Source organism: Collinsella sp. LCP19S3_B11, assembly GCF_052121915.1.
GTDB lineage: Bacteria > Actinomycetota > Coriobacteriia > Coriobacteriales > Coriobacteriaceae > Collinsella.
In genome coordinates, this window is record NZ_JBQKDI010000012.1 from 12,793 (window position 1) to 30,030 (window position 17,238).

At 59.1% G+C, this 17,238-nt stretch carries 15 protein-coding genes and 1 tRNA gene; 13 read left to right on the forward strand and 3 right to left on the reverse strand.

Annotated features, from left to right (window positions below; genetic code table 11):
* Positions 1-261: 261 nt before the first annotated feature.
* A complete protein-coding gene (locus ACTQV4_RS07175; RefSeq protein WP_441569556.1) occupies positions 262-1,830 on the forward strand; it encodes a threonine/serine ThrE exporter family protein in 1,569 nt (522 codons plus the stop codon).
* A 300-nt stretch (positions 1,831-2,130) separates the two neighbouring features.
* Here ACTQV4_RS07175 and ACTQV4_RS07180 read toward each other — a convergent pair whose 3' ends face one another.
* Entirely contained in the window at positions 2,131-2,307 is a 177-nt protein-coding gene (locus ACTQV4_RS07180; RefSeq protein WP_441569557.1) for a hypothetical protein, read from the reverse strand.
* Positions 2,308-2,444: 137 nt separating this feature from the next.
* Between ACTQV4_RS07180 and ACTQV4_RS07185 the strand changes: the two genes are divergently transcribed.
* From ACTQV4_RS07185 to ACTQV4_RS07200, 4 genes are all read left to right on the forward strand, one after another.
* Entirely contained in the window at positions 2,445-2,792 is a 348-nt protein-coding gene (locus ACTQV4_RS07185; protein WP_441569558.1) for an SHOCT domain-containing protein, read from the forward strand.
* A gap of 394 nt (positions 2,793-3,186) precedes the next feature.
* On the forward strand, positions 3,187-3,780 hold the full coding sequence (locus tag ACTQV4_RS07190) for a DUF2798 domain-containing protein (protein WP_441569559.1): 594 nt from the start codon (positions 3,187-3,189) through the stop codon (positions 3,778-3,780).
* A 185-nt stretch (positions 3,781-3,965) separates the two neighbouring features.
* Positions 3,966-6,608: an ATP-dependent Clp protease ATP-binding subunit gene (locus ACTQV4_RS07195; RefSeq protein WP_441560674.1), complete on the forward strand. Its 2,643-nt coding sequence runs from the start codon at positions 3,966-3,968 to the stop codon at positions 6,606-6,608.
* A 324-nt stretch (positions 6,609-6,932) separates the two neighbouring features.
* The gene (locus ACTQV4_RS07200; protein WP_154514776.1) at positions 6,933-8,390 is read left to right on the forward strand and encodes an aminoacyl-histidine dipeptidase; all 1,458 of its coding nucleotides are present in this window, start codon (positions 6,933-6,935) and stop codon (positions 8,388-8,390) included.
* An 80-nt stretch (positions 8,391-8,470) separates the two neighbouring features.
* Here the strand turns inward: ACTQV4_RS07200 and ACTQV4_RS07205 are convergent, their stop codons facing one another.
* The gene (locus tag ACTQV4_RS07205; RefSeq protein WP_427793585.1) at positions 8,471-9,055 is read right to left on the reverse strand and encodes a manganese efflux pump MntP family protein; all 585 of its coding nucleotides are present in this window, start codon (positions 9,053-9,055) and stop codon (positions 8,471-8,473) included.
* A gap of 248 nt (positions 9,056-9,303) precedes the next feature.
* Here ACTQV4_RS07205 and disA point away from each other — a divergent pair, with 248 nt between their 5' ends.
* The 7 genes from disA (at position 9,304) to ACTQV4_RS07240 (ending at position 15,089) form a co-directional block, all read left to right on the forward strand.
* A complete protein-coding gene (disA, locus tag ACTQV4_RS07210) occupies positions 9,304-10,344 on the forward strand; it encodes a DNA integrity scanning diadenylate cyclase DisA (protein ID WP_370450554.1) in 1,041 nt (346 codons plus the stop codon).
* Positions 10,344-11,072, forward strand: a complete 729-nt coding sequence (ispD, locus tag ACTQV4_RS07215) for a 2-C-methyl-D-erythritol 4-phosphate cytidylyltransferase (protein WP_154514770.1) — start codon at positions 10,344-10,346, stop codon at positions 11,070-11,072. The genes disA and ispD overlap by 1 nt, the downstream gene beginning before the upstream one ends.
* Positions 11,062-11,556 carry a 2-C-methyl-D-erythritol 2,4-cyclodiphosphate synthase gene (gene ispF / locus ACTQV4_RS07220; protein WP_006234975.1) on the forward strand — a complete coding sequence of 165 codons (495 nt, stop codon included), beginning with the start codon at positions 11,062-11,064 and terminating at the stop codon, positions 11,554-11,556. The genes ispD and ispF overlap by 11 nt, the downstream gene beginning before the upstream one ends.
* A gap of 3 nt (positions 11,557-11,559) precedes the next feature.
* Positions 11,560-13,026: a cysteine--tRNA ligase gene (gene cysS, locus ACTQV4_RS07225; protein WP_441569560.1), complete on the forward strand. Its 1,467-nt coding sequence runs from the start codon at positions 11,560-11,562 to the stop codon at positions 13,024-13,026.
* Positions 13,027-13,193: 167 nt separating this feature from the next.
* The gene (gene rlmB / locus ACTQV4_RS07230; RefSeq protein WP_427727031.1) at positions 13,194-14,108 is read left to right on the forward strand and encodes a 23S rRNA (guanosine(2251)-2'-O)-methyltransferase RlmB; all 915 of its coding nucleotides are present in this window, start codon (positions 13,194-13,196) and stop codon (positions 14,106-14,108) included.
* 3 nt (positions 14,109-14,111) lie between these two features.
* Positions 14,112-14,789 (forward strand): NYN domain-containing protein, encoded by a 678-nt coding sequence (locus ACTQV4_RS07235; protein WP_427718358.1) that lies wholly within the window; start codon positions 14,112-14,114, stop codon positions 14,787-14,789.
* 225 nt (positions 14,790-15,014) lie between these two features.
* Positions 15,015-15,089: transfer RNA gene (locus ACTQV4_RS07240), tRNA-Thr, on the forward strand.
* A gap of 54 nt (positions 15,090-15,143) precedes the next feature.
* Here the strand turns inward: ACTQV4_RS07240 and ACTQV4_RS07245 are convergent.
* Positions 15,144-15,533 carry a hypothetical protein gene (locus tag ACTQV4_RS07245; RefSeq protein ID WP_441569561.1) on the reverse strand — a complete coding sequence of 130 codons (390 nt, stop codon included), beginning with the start codon at positions 15,531-15,533 and terminating at the stop codon, positions 15,144-15,146.
* A 520-nt stretch (positions 15,534-16,053) separates the two neighbouring features.
* Between ACTQV4_RS07245 and ACTQV4_RS07250 the strand changes: the two genes are divergently transcribed.
* Positions 16,054-16,746, forward strand: a complete 693-nt coding sequence (locus ACTQV4_RS07250) for a hypothetical protein (protein WP_441036894.1) — start codon at positions 16,054-16,056, stop codon at positions 16,744-16,746.
* The last annotated feature ends 492 nt before the right edge of the window (positions 16,747-17,238 follow it).

Genomic DNA, 17,238 nt, shown 5'->3' on the forward strand with positions numbered 1-17,238 from the left:
GGGCGACAATTTGTCATTCAAAAGGCAAGGCATGACCAGAAGGTCTATGCCTTGCCTTTTTCATGCCAACTTGTTCGCCCTGGACGTCGCTCGCTGTCGTTGCCAAAACATCGGCGTTGCCGGAGTAGTCGTTGGGGACGTTATTAAACGACTACCCAACGGCTATTGTGCACATGTCTCGCATGACAGTTGTCTCTTTTATGTTTCCTTTAGCTGCCGCTGTCTAGGATGGGGGTTAGTCGGCAGGAAGGGAGCGCCTATATGGACGATGCGAGCGAGCGCGCAATCGAAGAGGACATGCTCGATCAGTTCAATTACTTTGATGATGAGGACGAGGAGCTGATCGACCGTCGCGAGCCAGCGCCGCTTGATTCCTTTGATCTGGTCGATGAAGAGACTGATGAGGTTGAGGACGAATCAACGGAGTCCCCACAGTCTTCGCGCCTTAACTCGCTGCTTTCGAGAGCCCCCATGCACCACGGCGTTCGTGCCGGCGCGCTCCATATGAAAACTGACTGGCACCAGATCGTGACGGCAGGCGATGAACTTGCCGTCGATGCGCCGCTCACCGATAAATCATCCATCGTCTGCCGCACCGGTATGCTTATGCTCGCGAGTGGAACGGGTGCCTGGCGCGTACGCGATACCATGAATCGAGTCGCCGCCGTACTCGGTGTCACCATCCATGTTGACTTAAGTCTCCTGTCGTTTGAGTGTACTTGCATCGAAGATGGCCACTGCTTTAACGAGGTCGTCAGTCTGCCGACAACCGGCGTCAACACCCATCGCATTTGGATGATGGAGAGTTTCCTCAAGGAAATCGAGACCTATGGTCGTCGCTTCACGGTGCACGAGTATCACGAGATGCTCAAGACCGTTGAGAGTTCAAAACCTGATTACGCGCCCTGGCAACAGGGCCTTGCGGCAGCCTGCGCCTGTGGCGCCTTTGTCTTTTTACTTGGTGGCGGTCCCATTGAGATGGCATGCGCGTTCGTGGGCGCGGGTGTCGGCAACTTTGCCCGCTCCCATATTCTCAAGCAAGGCCTTGGTCAGTTCAGCGCTTTGACGCTCGGTGTCGCACTGGCCTGTATCTCATATTTGCTGGCATTGCTCGGCCTCGCCCAGGTTGTTCCGGGTGCAATGTCGCACCAAGAAGGCTATATCGGCGCCATGCTCTTTGTGATTCCTGGCTTTCCGCTCATTACGGCAGGTCTCGACATCGCTAAGCTCGACATGCGAAGCGGTATCGAGCGTCTTTCGTATGCTGTTTCGATTATTGTGATGGCGACCCTCGTAGGTTGGATGGTTGCCGAGTGTGTGGGACTGGCGCCGGACGACTTTGCCCCATTGGGCCTTTCGCCGCTTGCCCTTACGCTCCTGCGCGTGGTGATGAGCTTCGTTGGCGTATTCGGCTTCTCGGTGATGTTCAACAGCCCGGTAAAGATGGCCGCGGCAGCTGGGTTGATCGGCGCCGTATCCAATACCCTGCGTCTGACCCTTGTCGATGCGCCGACGATGATTCCCTTCCTGGGCCTCAGCACGGGAATGCCTCCCGGGGCGGCAGCGTTTATCGGCGCGCTGGTATCGGGTCTGCTGGCAAGCTTGGCCGAAGTCAAGCTCACCTACCCGCGCATCGCCCTCACGGTGCCTTCGATTGTCATTATGGTGCCCGGTCTGTATCTCTATCGCTCTATGTATTACATGTGCACCTTCGACACAGTCAATATGCTCGGCTGGTTTGTGCGCGCAGTGCTCATCGTAGCGTTTCTGCCCGTTGGGCTGGGTGTGGCGCGTACGCTCACCGACCCTCGCTGGCGCTACACCAGCTAATTGGTACAAGGGGGACAGGTTACTTTGCACCAAATGAGTTGCGGTGAAATAGGGACTGAATTGCTGCTTAAAGGGTCAAAACAGTCCGTATTCCACTGCAACTTATGGGGTCGGGGGATTATCGGTGCCCTGCATCTTCATAAACTCAACGCTTACGAAGCGCGGGCTTTTCGTAGTCGTTGGTGACGTTCTTAAGCGACTGGTCGTTGGGGATGGTCTTGGGTCTGGCGCATTGGCGATTAAGGCCCTCCTATCCGATTGATTAGGGGGGAAAGAATCCTAGTTTCCTGCGGTCCTCGGTTAAAATAGCTTGAGACTGTATCCTCGCTCTTTGTCTGCCGACGACATGTTGCATTTAAACCCCTTGTCAGTCTTCTTGGCAGACCACTCGCCGCTGCCCAATATCCTCTCCAACTGGGCATCGAATTCAACCTGGTAGATAAACCCCTTATCGCGAGGCTCCTTCAGTCTCTTCATTCTGTCCTCAGTCTGGTTTATGAGTCCCCTTCCGTTCGGTTTTATTGACATAAGCATATGAAGCCGTCTGCTGTATTTGTTGAGCAACAAATACAGGATGCATGAGCTCACTCTGTGAAGTGCCATTTTCTCAGCATGTGTCCAAGAGATATTTCCCCATCATACTTATAGAATTCAAAAAATCACTCTGTATTGTGGAGGTCTACATGTTTGGACTGAAGGGTCCTGAATTCATTATCATTCTCGTTCCGTTGGCTGTCTGTGCCATCGCGTCCGGCAATATCGCGAGCAAGAAGGGCTACAGCTACAGCGCCTATGCCCTTCTCGGACTTATCACGGGTTTAATCGGTGTAATCGTGGCGGCAGTGCTTCCCGACAAGAGGGGCGGAGATGCCGATACTCTCCTGAAGTACAAGGAGCTCCTTGAGAAGGGGGTTATCACCCAAGAGGAGTTCGACAAGAAGAAGAGCGAACTTATCAAGTAGCGCTGTCCGCAGAAGGAGAATGCCATAACGAACTCGCCCCGCATCAGACTTGTTTAGGCTTATTTATGCGTGAAGGATGGTTCAGAGATGGGCAATGCTGCCTAGAGGGATATATAAAGAATAAGGGAAAGCCGCATACGACACCTTTGGTCTATCGCCGACGCGGCTCCTGGTCCTCCTCGAAGACCCGTCCCCAAGGATCGTTTTCACCGTGTATCTTCACAAACTCAACGCTTACGAAGCGTGTGCTGTTCGTGTTAGGGTAGTTCCACCACATAAGTAGTCGCAGACGCACGTACCACGGGCGGGCGAGATGAAGTCCCAGTAACTCCATCTCGCCCGCCCGTTTTTGTTGGCGGCGCCGCGGCGCAACACAGAAAGGACCATGCCCTTTATGCCTATCAACAAACGAGAGAGCCTGCTGTTCACCTGTATCATGTGCTTTTGCATGGTGCTCTGGATGAGCATCTACAACGTTGCCCTGCAGCACGGGGCCATCAACGGCGAGGTCATTGCCGCCGCGTGGCTCGGCTTCCCCGTTGCCTACATTTTTGCCATGTGCTGCGACTGGTTTGTTGCCAGCCCCCTTGCCAAGGGTTTCGCTTTTAAATTCCTGGTCACGCCGGGTAAGAGCTCACCGCTTGCCATGACGCTCGCCGTCAGCTCCTGCATGGTCGTTCCCATGGTCATCATCATGTCGTTCTACGGTGCGTGCGAGGGCTTGTTCCACATGCCCGGTGGCCCGCTTGCCAATCTGCAGGTGCTGCCGATGATGTGGCTCGTCAACATTCCGCGCAACTTTATCATGGCCCTGCCCTGGAACCTGCTGGCGGCTGGTCCGGTTGCTCGCTTTATCTTCCGCCATGCCTTCCCCATGGGAACCGTCTTTGAAGAGCAGCATATGGAGCTCGTACGTATGCCGGGCGCTCCCGTTGCCGATGTCGACGATGACGTTGCCGAGAGTATGGACGCCGAGCCCGTCTGCTAGGCAAGAGCCACTAACCTAGAGCGCCCGCCGCACCCGGCGATTCCTTTTTTGTAGACGTTGTCGTATGGCTGCACGCGGAAAAGGCCACAGCGGTTAACATATACTCCATATGGGTAAAGAGACCAAAGCGCCGCCACGAGTGGCGCTTTGCGTTTGAAAAACTAGCTCGTCTAAGAGGAACTAGCATGTTGGACCGTTTTACCGATCGCGCGCGCAAGGTCATGTCCATGGCCAAGCAGGAGGCGCTCGATCTTCACTCAAATAAGGTGGGTACCGAGCATCTGCTGCTCGCGCTCGCCAAGGAGGACGAGGGCATTGCCGCCGAGGCACTGCGCTCACTCGATATCTCCTACGATGACATCATGGACACGCTCAAGGAGGTCCAGACCACCGTTCCCGAGCCCAGCGAGGAGACCGAGGCCGCTAAGCTCGCCTTTACGCCGCTCGTCATCAGCGTGATGGAGCGTTCCTTCCGCGTGGCGCGCGAGAACAACCAGACCTATGTGTCGACCGAGCACCTGCTCATCGGTATCGTCGAAGAGGGCAACGGCATGGCCATGGACATTCTCATGCGCCTGGGTGTTTCGTCCGCTTCCATTAAAAAAGCCATCGAGAAGCTTACCGCCAAGGATCAAGACAAGAAGCGCCCGCTCGCCGGTGCCGGTGCCGGGCGTCCCGGTACAGGCCTGCCGTTCTTTAGCGGCTCGGACGCCTCGCAGCAAAAGGGGAGCGGCACCGACACGCTCAAGCAGTTCGCCACCAACCTTACGCAGAAGGCGCGCGACGGCGAGCTCGACCCGGTGATCGGTCGCGAAAAGGAAGTCCAGCGCATGATGGAGATCCTTTCGCGCCGCACCAAGAACAACCCGCTTATCTTGGGTGACCCCGGCGTGGGCAAGACGGCCATCGTCGAGGGCCTGGCGCAGCAGATCGCTGCCGGCAACGTGCCCGAGAACCTTATGAACCAGAACATCTGGACGCTCGACCTGCCGGGTCTTGTCGCGGGCGCCAAATATCGCGGTGAGTTTGAGGAGCGTCTCAAGAACGTGATCCAGGAGGCAACCGAAGCCGACGACGTCATCCTGTTTATCGACGAGATGCACACCATCATCGGTGCCGGTTCTGCCGAGGGATCCATCGATGCAAGCTCCATGCTCAAGCCCGTGCTCGCGCGCGGCGCTTTCCAGATCATCGGTGCCACCACGGCCGAGGAGTTCCGCAAGTACCTCACCAAGGACCCGGCCTTCGAGCGCCGCTTCCAGACCATCGATGTTGAGGAGCCAAGCGTCGAGGACACGGTCAAGATCCTGACCGCGCTCAAGCCGCGCTACGAGGAGCACCACCACGTGCGCTATACGCAGGGTGCCATCGAGGCCGCCGCGAACCTCTCCAACCGCTACATCCAGGATCGCTTCCTGCCCGATAAGGCCATCGACCTCATCGACGAGGCCGGCGCCCGCGCCCGCATTGCCGCCAACCGTGCGCCTGAGCCGGTGCGCGAGGCCGAGCATCGCGTGGAGGAGCTCAAGGCTGCCGCGCAGGAGGCCACCGAGGGCGACGACATGAACAAGGCCGCCGAGATTACCGAGCAGCAGAAGGCTGCCGAGATTGAGCTCGCCGAGGCCAAGGCAGCTTGGACGGCCGAGCTCGACGCCAGCCCGCTCACCATCGATGTCGCCCAGGTTGCCGACATCGTGTCCGTGACCTCGGGCGTGCCGGTGTCTTCGCTCACCGAGAGCGAAAGCCGTCGTCTGTTGCAGACCGAAAGCGTGCTCAAGACCCGCATTATCGGCCAGGATGAAGCTGTCGAGGCCGTGGCCAAGGCAGTGCGCCGCAGCCGCTCGCCGCTCAAGGACCCGCGTCGTCCCGGCGGCAGCTTCATCTTCTTGGGTCCTACCGGCACAGGCAAGACCGAGCTCGCCAAGACGCTCGCCGAGTACCTCTTTGGCAGCAAGGACGCGCTCATCAGCTTCGACATGTCGGAGTTTGGCAGCGAGTTCGAGGTCTCCAAGCTTATCGGTAGCCCCCCGGGCTACGTGGGCCACGACGAGGGCGGTCAGCTCACCAAGGCCGTTCGCCGTCACCCGTACTCGGTCGTGCTGTTCGACGAGATCGAGAAGGCGCACCCCGATATCTTCAACATCTTGCTGCAGGTGCTTGAGGAGGGTCGCCTGACCGATAGCCAGGGCAAGACGGTCGATTTCCGCAACACCGTGATCATCATGACGTCCAACGTGGGCGCCCGCGAGATTGCGCAGGATGCGAGCGTTGGCTTTGGCACCACCGGTGAGCAGGGTCTTACCTCGAGCGAGATTAAGGGCCGTGCGATGGGCGAACTCAAGCGCCTGTTCCGTCCCGAGCTGCTCAACCGTATCGATGACATCGTGGTGTTTCAGAAGCTTTCGGGCGAGAACCTGACCAAGATCGCTCACCTGCTGGTGGACGACCTGCGCCAGCGCCTGATTGCCAACGGCATGAACATCAAACTCACCGATGCGGCCTACGACAAGATCGTAGCCGAGGGTACCGACCTCACCAACGGCGCACGTCCGCTGCGCCGCGCCATCCAAAAGCTCATCGAGGATCCGCTGTCCGAGGAGCTGCTGGCCGGCGAGTGGAGCAGTGGCGATACCGTCCTGTGCGACGTGGCCGACGGCAAGTTCGTCTTTAGCCACGGTACGGGCGAGATCCCAGCGCCGCGTCCGGCAGGTGCGCTTGGGGGCGATACCGCTCCGGAAGCGCCGCACACCGGAAACGCCGCGCCTGTGAGCAGTGGCGTAAGCTCGGGCCCCGGCGGCATGATGCAAGCCGGTTCCGGCGCGCTGTAGGGCGTAACAAAACCTTGTGTCCACGAGGGCGTTCCAAAGGAGCGCCCTTTTTTCTGTTGGAAAGGCCCCTCGTTCAAAGTAAATCTCATTAAACATACCAACGGTGTATGCATAAGCGTTGATCAGGCGTTGAGGTTGGTTAAAGGGTCCAACGTCCCTTCGGCGCGGTCCGTCTACCTGCTTTACCTTAATAAAGTGGCGTTTCTTCGCCGTTAGCCGATGATGCGAGAGCGCTCGGCGTTTTCGACTGGTTTATGCAAACGAAGTCTGGGAATATACAAGGCACATGTCTTATTGTCTAACCGGTTGCGCCAAGGAGGCACCATGGACTACAAGATCACCGGCTATGAGCCCGCCCAGCTGTTCCATTTCTTTGAGGAGGTCAGCGCGATCCCCCGTGGGTCTGGCAACGAGAAGGGCATCAGCGATTTCCTGGTTGCGTTTGCCAAGGAGCGCGGCCTCGATGTGTACCAGGACGAGGTCTACAACGTCATCATTCGCAAGCCCGCATCTGCCGGTGCCGAGAATGCCCCGACCGTAATGCTTCAGGGCCACATCGATATGGTGTGCGACAAATTGGGCTCCGTTGAGCACGACTTTACGACCGATGGTATCGACCTGCTCGTCAAGGACGGCGTTCTCACCGCTAACGGCACCACGCTGGGCGCCGACAACGGTATCGCCGTCGCTCTGATGCTCACTGTTCTCGATGACGATTCGATCGTTCACCCCGCCCTCGAGTGCGTATTCACCACCGACGAGGAGACTGGCCTGGTCGGCGCCGAGACACTCGACAAGTCCCAGATTAGCGCCCGCACCATGATCAACCTTGACTCCGAGGAAGAGGGCGTTGCCACCGTCAGCTGCGCCGGCGGCGTCGTCGTTACCTACACTTGCCCGATCGCGCGCGAGCACAAGACCGGTAGTACCCTCACGTTCGACATCTCCGGCCTGCTGGGCGGTCACTCCGGCAGCGATATCCACCTGGAGCGCGGCAACGGCAACCTCATCATGGCCCGCATCATCGACCGCCTGATGGTTGCCGGCGAGCCCGCCATCGTTAGCTTTAACGGCGGCACCAAGGACAACGCCATCAACCGTGAGTGCAAGGCTGTTCTGGTCTACGCCGACCACGCTGCCGCCGAGGCCGCGGCCCAGATCGCAAAGGGCATTATCGCCGACGTCACTGCCGAGCTCGAGGTCTTCGACCCCGGCTTTACCTGCACTGTCGAGATTGCCGACGACGCCGAGGTCGAGGCCATGGACGAGAAGTCCGCGCTTGCCCTCATCCGCGCCCTGCGTCTTGCCCCCAATGGCGTGATCCGCCGCAACGTCGCTACCGACGGCTCCGTCGAGGTTTCCTCCAACATCGGTGTGGTTGCCACTTCTGACGACGAGGTCAAGATCATGCTGTCCCCGCGCTCCTCGATCACCTCGCTGCAGAACGAGTTCAAGGACCGCCTGCAGACGCTGGCCGATGTCCTGGGCTTCGACGCCAAGTTTGAGTTCGAGTATCCCGGCTGGAGCTATGCCGAGCATTCGCCGGTCCGCGACGTCTTTGTCGAGAGCTATCGCGAGCTCTTTGGCTCCGAGCTGCGCATCGAGTCCATTCACGCCGGCCTTGAGTGCGGCCTGTTTGCCGAGGCCCTGCACGGCCTGGACGCCATCGCCGTGGGCCCGACGCTCTCCGATGTCCACACCCCGGACGAGAGCATGGAGCTCGCTTCTGCCGAGCGCTTCTACGAGCTGCTCATCGACGTCCTCAAGCGCCTTGCCGCGTAAAGGTCGCCTTGGTTAAGCCGCTCTAAAACGGCTGGCTATGAAAACGGCCGCCTGGCGTAATGCCGGGCGGCCGTTATTCGTTACAGTGCGAGGATCCCAAGGTGCTCAAGTAGGATCTTAAGCCCGATGAGGACGAGTACGACGCCACCCACGATGGTGGCGGGTTTTTCGTAGCGCGCGCCAAAGGTATGGCCGATCGCTACGCCGGCGACGGAGAAGATAAACGTTGTGACGCCGATAAGTGATACAGAGGGCACGATATCGACCGAGAGCGCGGCAAACGAGATGCCCACGGCGAGCGCGTCAATCGAGGTGGCGATGGCAAGGATTAGGTACTCGCCCAGGTCGATCTTTTCGGCATCCTTGCCGTCGCCTTCGTCCTCATCCTCGTCTTCGGTAAAGGTTTCCCACAGCATCTTGCCGCCGATAAAGGCCAAAAGGATAAAGGCGATCCAATGGTCTATGGGACCGATGATGCCCATGAACTGGCTGCCGAGTGCCCAACCGATTACGGGCATGCCGGCCTGAAAGCCGCCAAAGAACAGGCCGAGCACAACGGCGACTTTAAGGTTGATCTTTTTCATGCCGAGACCCTTGCAGATGGAAACGGCAAAGGCGTCCATCGAAAGGCCAACGGCGAGCAACACGAGCTCTGCGAGTCCCATAGTCTGGCCCCCTCTCTGCGGGCGAACCCGATTACACGACCACTCCCTCATTTATATGAGACCCGATGCTACCACATGAGCAGCCAAAAGAGCCCCGTCCCAAATGAGCTACCTAAGCGGTGTTCGCTCATTCTGTAAGCATCGGAATTTGCGGGCGCCACAGGGGCAAACCGTGAGAAACTTATTGACGTTTATGGAGCGTATACGATGGGAGCGATGCCTTGGATAAGAACGAGCTGCAAAAGCGTATGGAACAGGCCATCCGCCTGACGGCACCTGGTCAGCCGATCCGCACCGCCCTTGACATGATCATCGCCGGTCACCTGGGCGCCCTTATCTGCGTCGGCGACACCGAAAACGTGCTCGCTGCCGGTAACGACGGCTTCCCGCTCAACATTTCGTTTACCTCGAACCGTCTGTTCGAGCTTTCCAAGATGGACGGCGCCATCGTCATCGACGGCGACCTTACCCAGATTCTGCGCGCCAATTTCCACCTCAATCCCGACCCCTCGCTCGCCACGAGCGAGACGGGCATGCGTCACCGTACTGCCGCTCGCATGTCGGTGCTCACCGACGCCATCGTGATCTCGGTCTCGGCCCGTCGTGCCGTCGTCAACGTGTATGTGCACGGCAAGAGCTATGAGATTCAGCCCGTCACCACCATCATGAGCTCGGTCAACCAGCTCGTCGCTACGCTTCAGACCACCCGTCAGTCGCTCGACCGCTCCCTGCTGCGTCTGACGGCCCTCGAGCTGGACGACTACGTCACGCTCGCCGACATCACCGGCATTTTCTCGAGTTTCGAGATCATGCAGCAGGCAAAGACCGAGCTTAAGGATTGCATTGTCAAGCTGGGCAACCAGGGCAAGCTCGTGCAGATGCAGCTCGAGCAGCTCGCCGGCTCCAGCATGGATACCGAGTACGACTTGATGATTCGCGACTACGCAAGCGATTCCTCCGAGGCAAACGCCGAGAAGATCCGTGCCGAGCTTAGCCGCATGACGCCCAAGGACTTGTCCGACCCGCAGCATGTGGCGGCGGTTCTGGGCTACGACGACTTGGACGAGGATTCCGTCATGACGCCGCTGGGCCTGCGCACGCTTTCGCGCGTGTCCGTCGTGCGCGACGGCGTGGCCGAGAAGATTGTCGACGAGTATGGCTCGCTGCAGGAGCTCATGGACGACATCAGCAAGGATCCGGAGCGCCTGGGCGACTTTGGCGTTAACAACCCTGCCATTCTTGCGGACTCCCTGTACCGCATGAAGGGCACCAAACAGGGGAACGCATAATGGCGCCCGTATGCGCCGTGGTCGTTGCCGGTGGCAGCGGCCAGCGCTTTGGTAATCCCGGTGGCAAGCAGCTCGTCAATGTAGCGGGCCGTCCGCTTATGAGCTGGTCCATCCGCGCGTTTGACCGTAGCGATAAGGTCGGCCATATCGTCGTGGTTTGCCCTGCCGAACGTCGTGCCGAGATGCGCCGCCTGGCCATCAGCCCGTATTCGTATAACACGCCCATCAGCTTCGCCGATGCCGGCGATACCCGCCAGGACTCCACTCGTGCCGGCGTGCATGCGGTTCCGGCAGGCTTTGAATACGTCGCCATTCACGACGGCGCTCGCCCGCTCATTACTACCGAGGCCATCGATCACGCTATCGACGTGCTCGTGAGCGACCGCTCGCTCGACGGTGTCGTGTGTGGCCAACCCGCGATCGACACGCTCAAGATCGTCGATGGGGACAACATCGTCGAGACGCCGCCACGCGAACTCTATTGGGCCGCGCAGACGCCGCAGATCTTTAGTGTCGACGCCATGAAACGCGCCCATGCCGCGGCGATTGCCGAGGGCTTTATCGGTACGGACGATTCGTCACTGGTCGAGCGCATGGGTGGGCGCGTCCGCTGCGTCCAGAGCCCGCGCGACAACCTTAAGGTGACGGTGCCCGAGGACTTGCGTCCCGTAACCGCGATTTTGCTCGGGCGGATGGCCGAGAGAGAGGACCTTCCCCATGTTCAGTAACCTGCGCATTGGCCACGGCTACGACGTCCACCGTTTGGTGGAGGGGCGTCGATGTATCATCGGCGGGGTCGACATTCCCTACGAGCGCGGCCTGCTGGGCCACTCGGATGCCGATGTGCTCGCGCACGCGCTGGCCGACGCTATTCTGGGTGCCTGCCGCGGGGGAGACATTGGCAAGCTGTTCCCCGACACCGACCCCGCCTACGAGGGTGCCGACTCGATGGTGTTGCTTGCCCGCGTAATGGACTATGCGCGCGAGCTGGGCTTTGAGTTTGTCGATGCCGACTGCACCATTGCCTGCCAGCAGCCTAAGATCACCCCGCACCGCGATGCCATGCGTGCCAACTTGGCCCATGCCCTGGGCGTTGACGTCGAAAACGTGGGCGTCGCCGCCACCACGACCGAAAAGCTCGGTTGGGAAGGTCAGGGCGAGGGAATTGGCGCCTGGGCCGTCTGTCTGCTACAGAAAACCGTTAAGGAGTAACGAATGCGTATCTACAACAGCGCTACCCATAAAAAGGAAGAGTTCCAGCCCATCGAGCCCGGCAAGGTCCGCATGTACGTGTGCGGCCCCACGGTTTATGACAACATCCACATCGGCAACGCCCGCACGTTCATCAGCTTCGATGTGATTCGACGCTGGCTCATCGCGAGCGGCTACGAGGTCACGTTCGCCCAGAACCTCACCGATGTCGACGACAAGATCATCAAGCGCGCCAACGAACAGGGCCGTACGGCCGCCGAGGTCGCGACGGAGTTCTCGGATAAGTTTATTGGCGTCATGCGCGCTGCCAACGTGCTCGATCCCGATGTGCGCCCCCGCGCCACCAAGGAGATCGGCCCCATGATTGCCATGATCAAGGCGCTCATCGAGCAGGGCCACGCTTACGCCGCCGATAACGGCGACGTGTACTTTTCCGTGCGCAGCGATCCCAGCTACGGTCAGGTCTCGGGCCGCAACATCGACGACCTTATGGTGGGTGCGCGCATCGAGGAGAACGAGGACAAGAACGACCCGCTCGACTTTGCCCTGTGGAAGGCCGCCAAGCCCGGCGAGCCCAGCTGGCCGAGCCCCTGGGGCGAGGGCCGTCCCGGCTGGCACACCGAGTGCGCCGCCATGGTGCACCGCTACCTGGGTACCCCGATCGACATTCACGGCGGTGGCTCCGACCTTGCCTTCCCGCATCACGAGAACGAGTGCGCCCAGGCTGCCTGCGCCTGGCACCAGGGCTTCTCCAACACCTGGATGCACACGGGCATGCTGCTGGTCGACGGCGAGAAGATGTCCAAATCGCTTGGTAACTTCTTTACGCTGGCCGAGGTGCTCGAGCAGCACTCCGCTGCCGCCCTGCGCCTGCTGATGCTGCAGACGAGCTATCGCTCGCCGCTCGACTTCTCCTGGGAGCGCCTGGAGGGTGCCGAGAATTCGCTCACGCGTATCGCCGGTACGGTCGAGAACCTGCGCTGGGCCGCGAACCATGCGACGGCCGATGCCGATGAGGCAGCATCTGAGGCGTTTGCCGCCAAGGCTGCCGAGACCCGTGCCACCTTTAAGGAGTGCATGGACGACGACTTTAACACCGCCGGTGCCATGGGCGCCGTCTTTGGTTTTGTCACCGAGTGCAATCAGTATCTGGAGCAGGCGGGCGACGCTGCCGACAAGGCCGCGGCTCTTGCTGCCGCCGATACGCTGGTCGAGCTGCTCGATACGTTTGGCGTTGAGCTTCCCGAGCCCAAGGTCGAGCTGCCGTTGGGCCTTTTGGGCGTTGCTGCCGGCTTGGTTGCCTACACTGGTGACGACGTGGACGAGGCCGCTGCCAAGATTCTCGAGGCTCGCGCCGAGGCCCGTGCCGCCAAGAACTGGGACTTGGCAGACGCCATCCGCGATCAACTCAAGGACCTGGGCCTGACGATTGAAGATACCGCCGCCGGCACCCGTATCAAATCCCTCTAACCCCCGCGGGTTTCCCAAGCACCCGACCGCCCGAGCCACGGCACCTTGCCTTTCAATCGTCGGGCATGGCCCCAAGGTCTATGCCCTCCTCTTTCAAGGCAATCTGCCGCACCTCGGGCGGTCGGTCTATTTGTTTCGTTTGATAGTTGTATTTAGGAGGCCGTCCTATGGCCGACAATCGCAAGCGTGCGCCTCGTGGCGGCAAGCAGGCCGCTTCTGGCTCGCGTCCGATTCGCCGAAATGACCGCGCTGCCGCTTCCAAGGGCCAGCGCGATCGCACCCAAGCTGCGCGTCCGCAGCGCGATCGCAACCGCGACGCTGTCCAGGCTTCCAAGGGCGAGTTTATCGAAGGCCGTCGTGCTGCCGTCGAGGCGCTGCGCACCGGTTTTCCCATCAAGTGCGCGCTCATTGCCGAGGGCGGGGAGCGCGATGCCGCCCTGTCTCGTCTGGTCGATGACCTCAACGCCGCGGGTGTCCGCATTAAGTATGTGCCGCGCGCGCAGCTCGATGCGCTGTCGAGCCACGGCGCTCACCAGGGCATTGCACTCGAGGTGGGCAACTTCCCTTATGCGGATGTCGCCGATATCCTCGACCGTGCAGGCGAGGGTCCGGCACTTGTCGTGGTGCTCGACCACGTGACCGACGACGGTAACTTTGGCGCTATCGTGCGCTCCGCCGAGGTCGTGGGCGCCGCGGGCGTCATCATCGCCAACAAGCGCGCTGCCGGCGTGACCGTTGGTAGCTACAAGACCTCCGCCGGCGCCGTCATGCATCTGCCTATCGCGCAGGTCCCTAACATTGCCCGTGCGCTCGACGATCTTAAGGCCGCTGGCTTTTGGGTGGGCGGCGCCTCCGAGCACGCCGAGGGCAGTTGCTGGGATGCTCCCTTCGAGGGCCGCGTGGCGCTTGTCATGGGCTCCGAGGGCGACGGCATCTCGCGCCTGGTGCTCGAGAAATGCGACTTTTTGACCAAGCTTCCTCAGCGTGGCATGACCGAGAGCCTCAACGTTGCCCAGGCAACGACGGCACTGTGCTTTGAGTGGCTACGCCGCAACGCCGGCGAGCTCATGGGGGAGGAGTAGCGCATGTCCAAGAAGAACCGCGCCAAGTCTAAGGCCAAGCGCTTTGGCGAAGGCTCGGCCAAGCCGATTGTCTCGGCCGCGACCTACGGCGTGGGCGGCAATGCGTTTGCGCAGGCTATCGCCGACCCGGTCTCGACGGTGCACTCCAATAAGCCCGAGCTGCTGGTGGTCGACGGCTACAATGTGATCCACTGCACGCCGCGCTACGAAAAGCTCGTGTACGACCATTCCGACGATCCGTATTCCAGCGACGTTCACGATATGGCGCGCACCGCCCTTATCAACGACGTTGCCGCCTTTGCCCAGGGCCGCTACGAGGCCGTGATTGTGTTTGACGGCGCTGGCAATATCTCTAGCGAGCGCCCCAACCTGCCGGCTCGCGGCGTGCGCATCGAGTTTTCGCCGACGGGCGTATCGGCCGATACCGTGGTGCAAAAGCTCTGCATCGAGGCGCGCGAGGAAGGCCGCGCGTGCTCCGTGGTGTCGAGTGACGGCACAATTCAAGCCGTCGTCATGGGCAAGGGCGTTACGCGCATCTCGAGCCGCATGCTGGTGGACGAGATCAAACAGATCGATAACGACGTCCGCGAGGCCGAGGAGGCTCCGCAGATCAAGATGACTCTGGGCAGTCGCCTGAGCCCCGATGCCCTGGCCAAGCTCAAGGCCCTGCGCGGGAGGTAGGTAAACCTTCTATGGGGAGCTGCTTTCTCGATTGATCAACCAACTGGTTTGTAATCAATGGGTTGCGGCTTGGCATCGCCAAAACGAATAGTTTTTGGTTCTGGCGAACAGATAAAACTATTCGTTCTGACGAATAGTTTTGAGATGTGGTCGGTCAAAGGGCCTGTTGCGCCTTGTTCGCAATTCCTTTATCCTTAATTGGCTTCGCGCGAAAGCGCCAAGTGTGCCAGTGTGGCGCAACGGTAGCGCAACTGATTTGTAATCAGTGGGTTGCGGGTTCGATTCCTGTCACTGGCTCCATGAGAGTTTCGGGCTCTGTTCCCTAGTGGGACAGGGCCCGTTTCTTGTGGGCAGCTAGATTCGACTGTCCGCCGTCAGTTTAAAAGCTTTCAGGTACAAGATGCCGCCGATAACGTACATGCAGGCATCAAACGGATCTGGGGTACTAAACTCGAGCACCATGGGCGCAAGTACTTCCCAGCAGATTGAGCATCCCACCGATAATGCCAAGCTACTTGCAAAGTTGCATATCGGCGTTTTCCCGCTCACCGTTTCGCAGAGGACGTTTACGTAGGCGGGAAAAATGATTCCTCCGCACAGATCTCCGAGCTGATAATGGGCGAAGTCGTAGGGGAGGAAAAAGTCGAAGCTCGCAATGTATCTGTTAACGAGATACACGATGCCGGCAAGCAGCGGCAGAAGATTTGCGCTGGAAATAAGCGCAGATCTGAATCGTTTAGCCACAGACCGCAAACATAGTCAGGCCAAGGCAAATGCCCAAAGCAATGATGATGATCTGGCTGCAGCCGTTACCCGAAGGGACCATGACACTCTCTTTCTCGATACATTAGTAAATTAAAGTATGCCACAGCCAGCAGCGTATTTGTTGAGCAACAACCTGTGGCTGATACCGTGTTACACGGCCTTGCGTCGGCTGAGGCATCAGCCGAATGACCTGGCACCTGTCGTGATGGTGCTCGACGATGGCGTGAGCACCGTCTACGCCCGTGACGGGCTATCGGTAGAGCACATCATCTGGCTTCGAATAATGGTGGCGAGTGCGAGTATTGGCGTTCCTCGAAACGCTCGTTGCGCTCGCCGATTAATAGGCAACCCGTTGGGGCTCATTACGTAGCCAGATTTAAACTGCTGACTTGGGTACCGCATGTATTTCGCATGGCCGCGGGAGGCTGCGCAATCGCCTGACGCTTTTTATGAGTCATGAGCTGTTTTGGTTATGCGAGATATCGAAAGGAATTCTAGGATGGTTGTAAAACTGGAAACCGTAATAAATGCGATGGATCTTGCGGCACAGGTTCTGACCAAGGCCTCTGAAGTCATTGAGAAGGCAAAGAAGCTCGGCGTCGATCCCGATGCCGTCGGTGGTGCCGTAAAGGGTGCTGCGGATGGTGCTGCTAGCGGCGCACGTGTCGTTGCCGATGGCATTGGCAAGGGGTTCGGCGTAGCGGCCGATGGCGTTGGTGCGGCGGTTGGCGCGCTGGGCGGTGCTGTGAAAGCGTTCCAGGACTCAAGAGAAGCTGCCGAGGCTCGCAAGAAGATCAACGCCGCAAGGCAGTCGATTTTCGAAAGTGCGTCGACGGCGATGCCCCTGCACAAGTTTGTCTGCCAGCAGAAAAAGGCTGCCGATGCCGCGTTTAACGGCTTTGATATGCCTGGCTGCTACCTTATCGCAAAGTATCAAAAGGGCGATCACGATAAGAACTACAGTGACTATCTGGGAATTTATGTGGGCTCAAGCGAGCACATGTCGGAGGATATCGTTTCCACGCCCACGCGCTTGGGCGATCCGGATGTCTATGCCGATTACAAGTATCATCAAAACGTGATGCTGTTCGTGTTCCCCTGCGAGCTAAAGGACCTCGATGAACGTCGCGAGCTCCTGCTGCGCTCGTTTGAAGGCAGCAGGCTCTACAACGGATCTGAGGTACTGGCTTAAGAACTTGGTTGGGGTTAGTCGACAATCTAGATTTGTAAGACGAGAACGAGCGTTCAGCTCCCAGCTGTTACAGATTTAGACAATCTGGGGGCGAGCTGAGAAGTGTCTCAATCTGTAACACGAAGGGGCGGAAAACCGTTCTAACTGTTACAGAATGAGACGTAAGCTAGGGTCTCTGCGAAACATCTCGATCTGTAACAAATAGGGAAGGAAAACCGTTCTTGCTGTTACAGATTTAGATAAACGGGAGACCGCCAGGGAAACATCTCGATCTGTAACAAATAGGGGAGAAAATGTTCTCTAAATGTTACAGATCGAGACAAAGGCCGGACCGGTCCCAGTCATCCTGGTTGAGCGAGGATATTCGGACGCACGAGGATCGTTATCGAAAGTCGATGCCGCAAGCGTACTCCACCACACCAAAGTGTTCCCTCGGGAAATGTCGCCAGCGCGGCCAAATCCGCCGTCCTTCATATCTAAATTCAGCAAAAC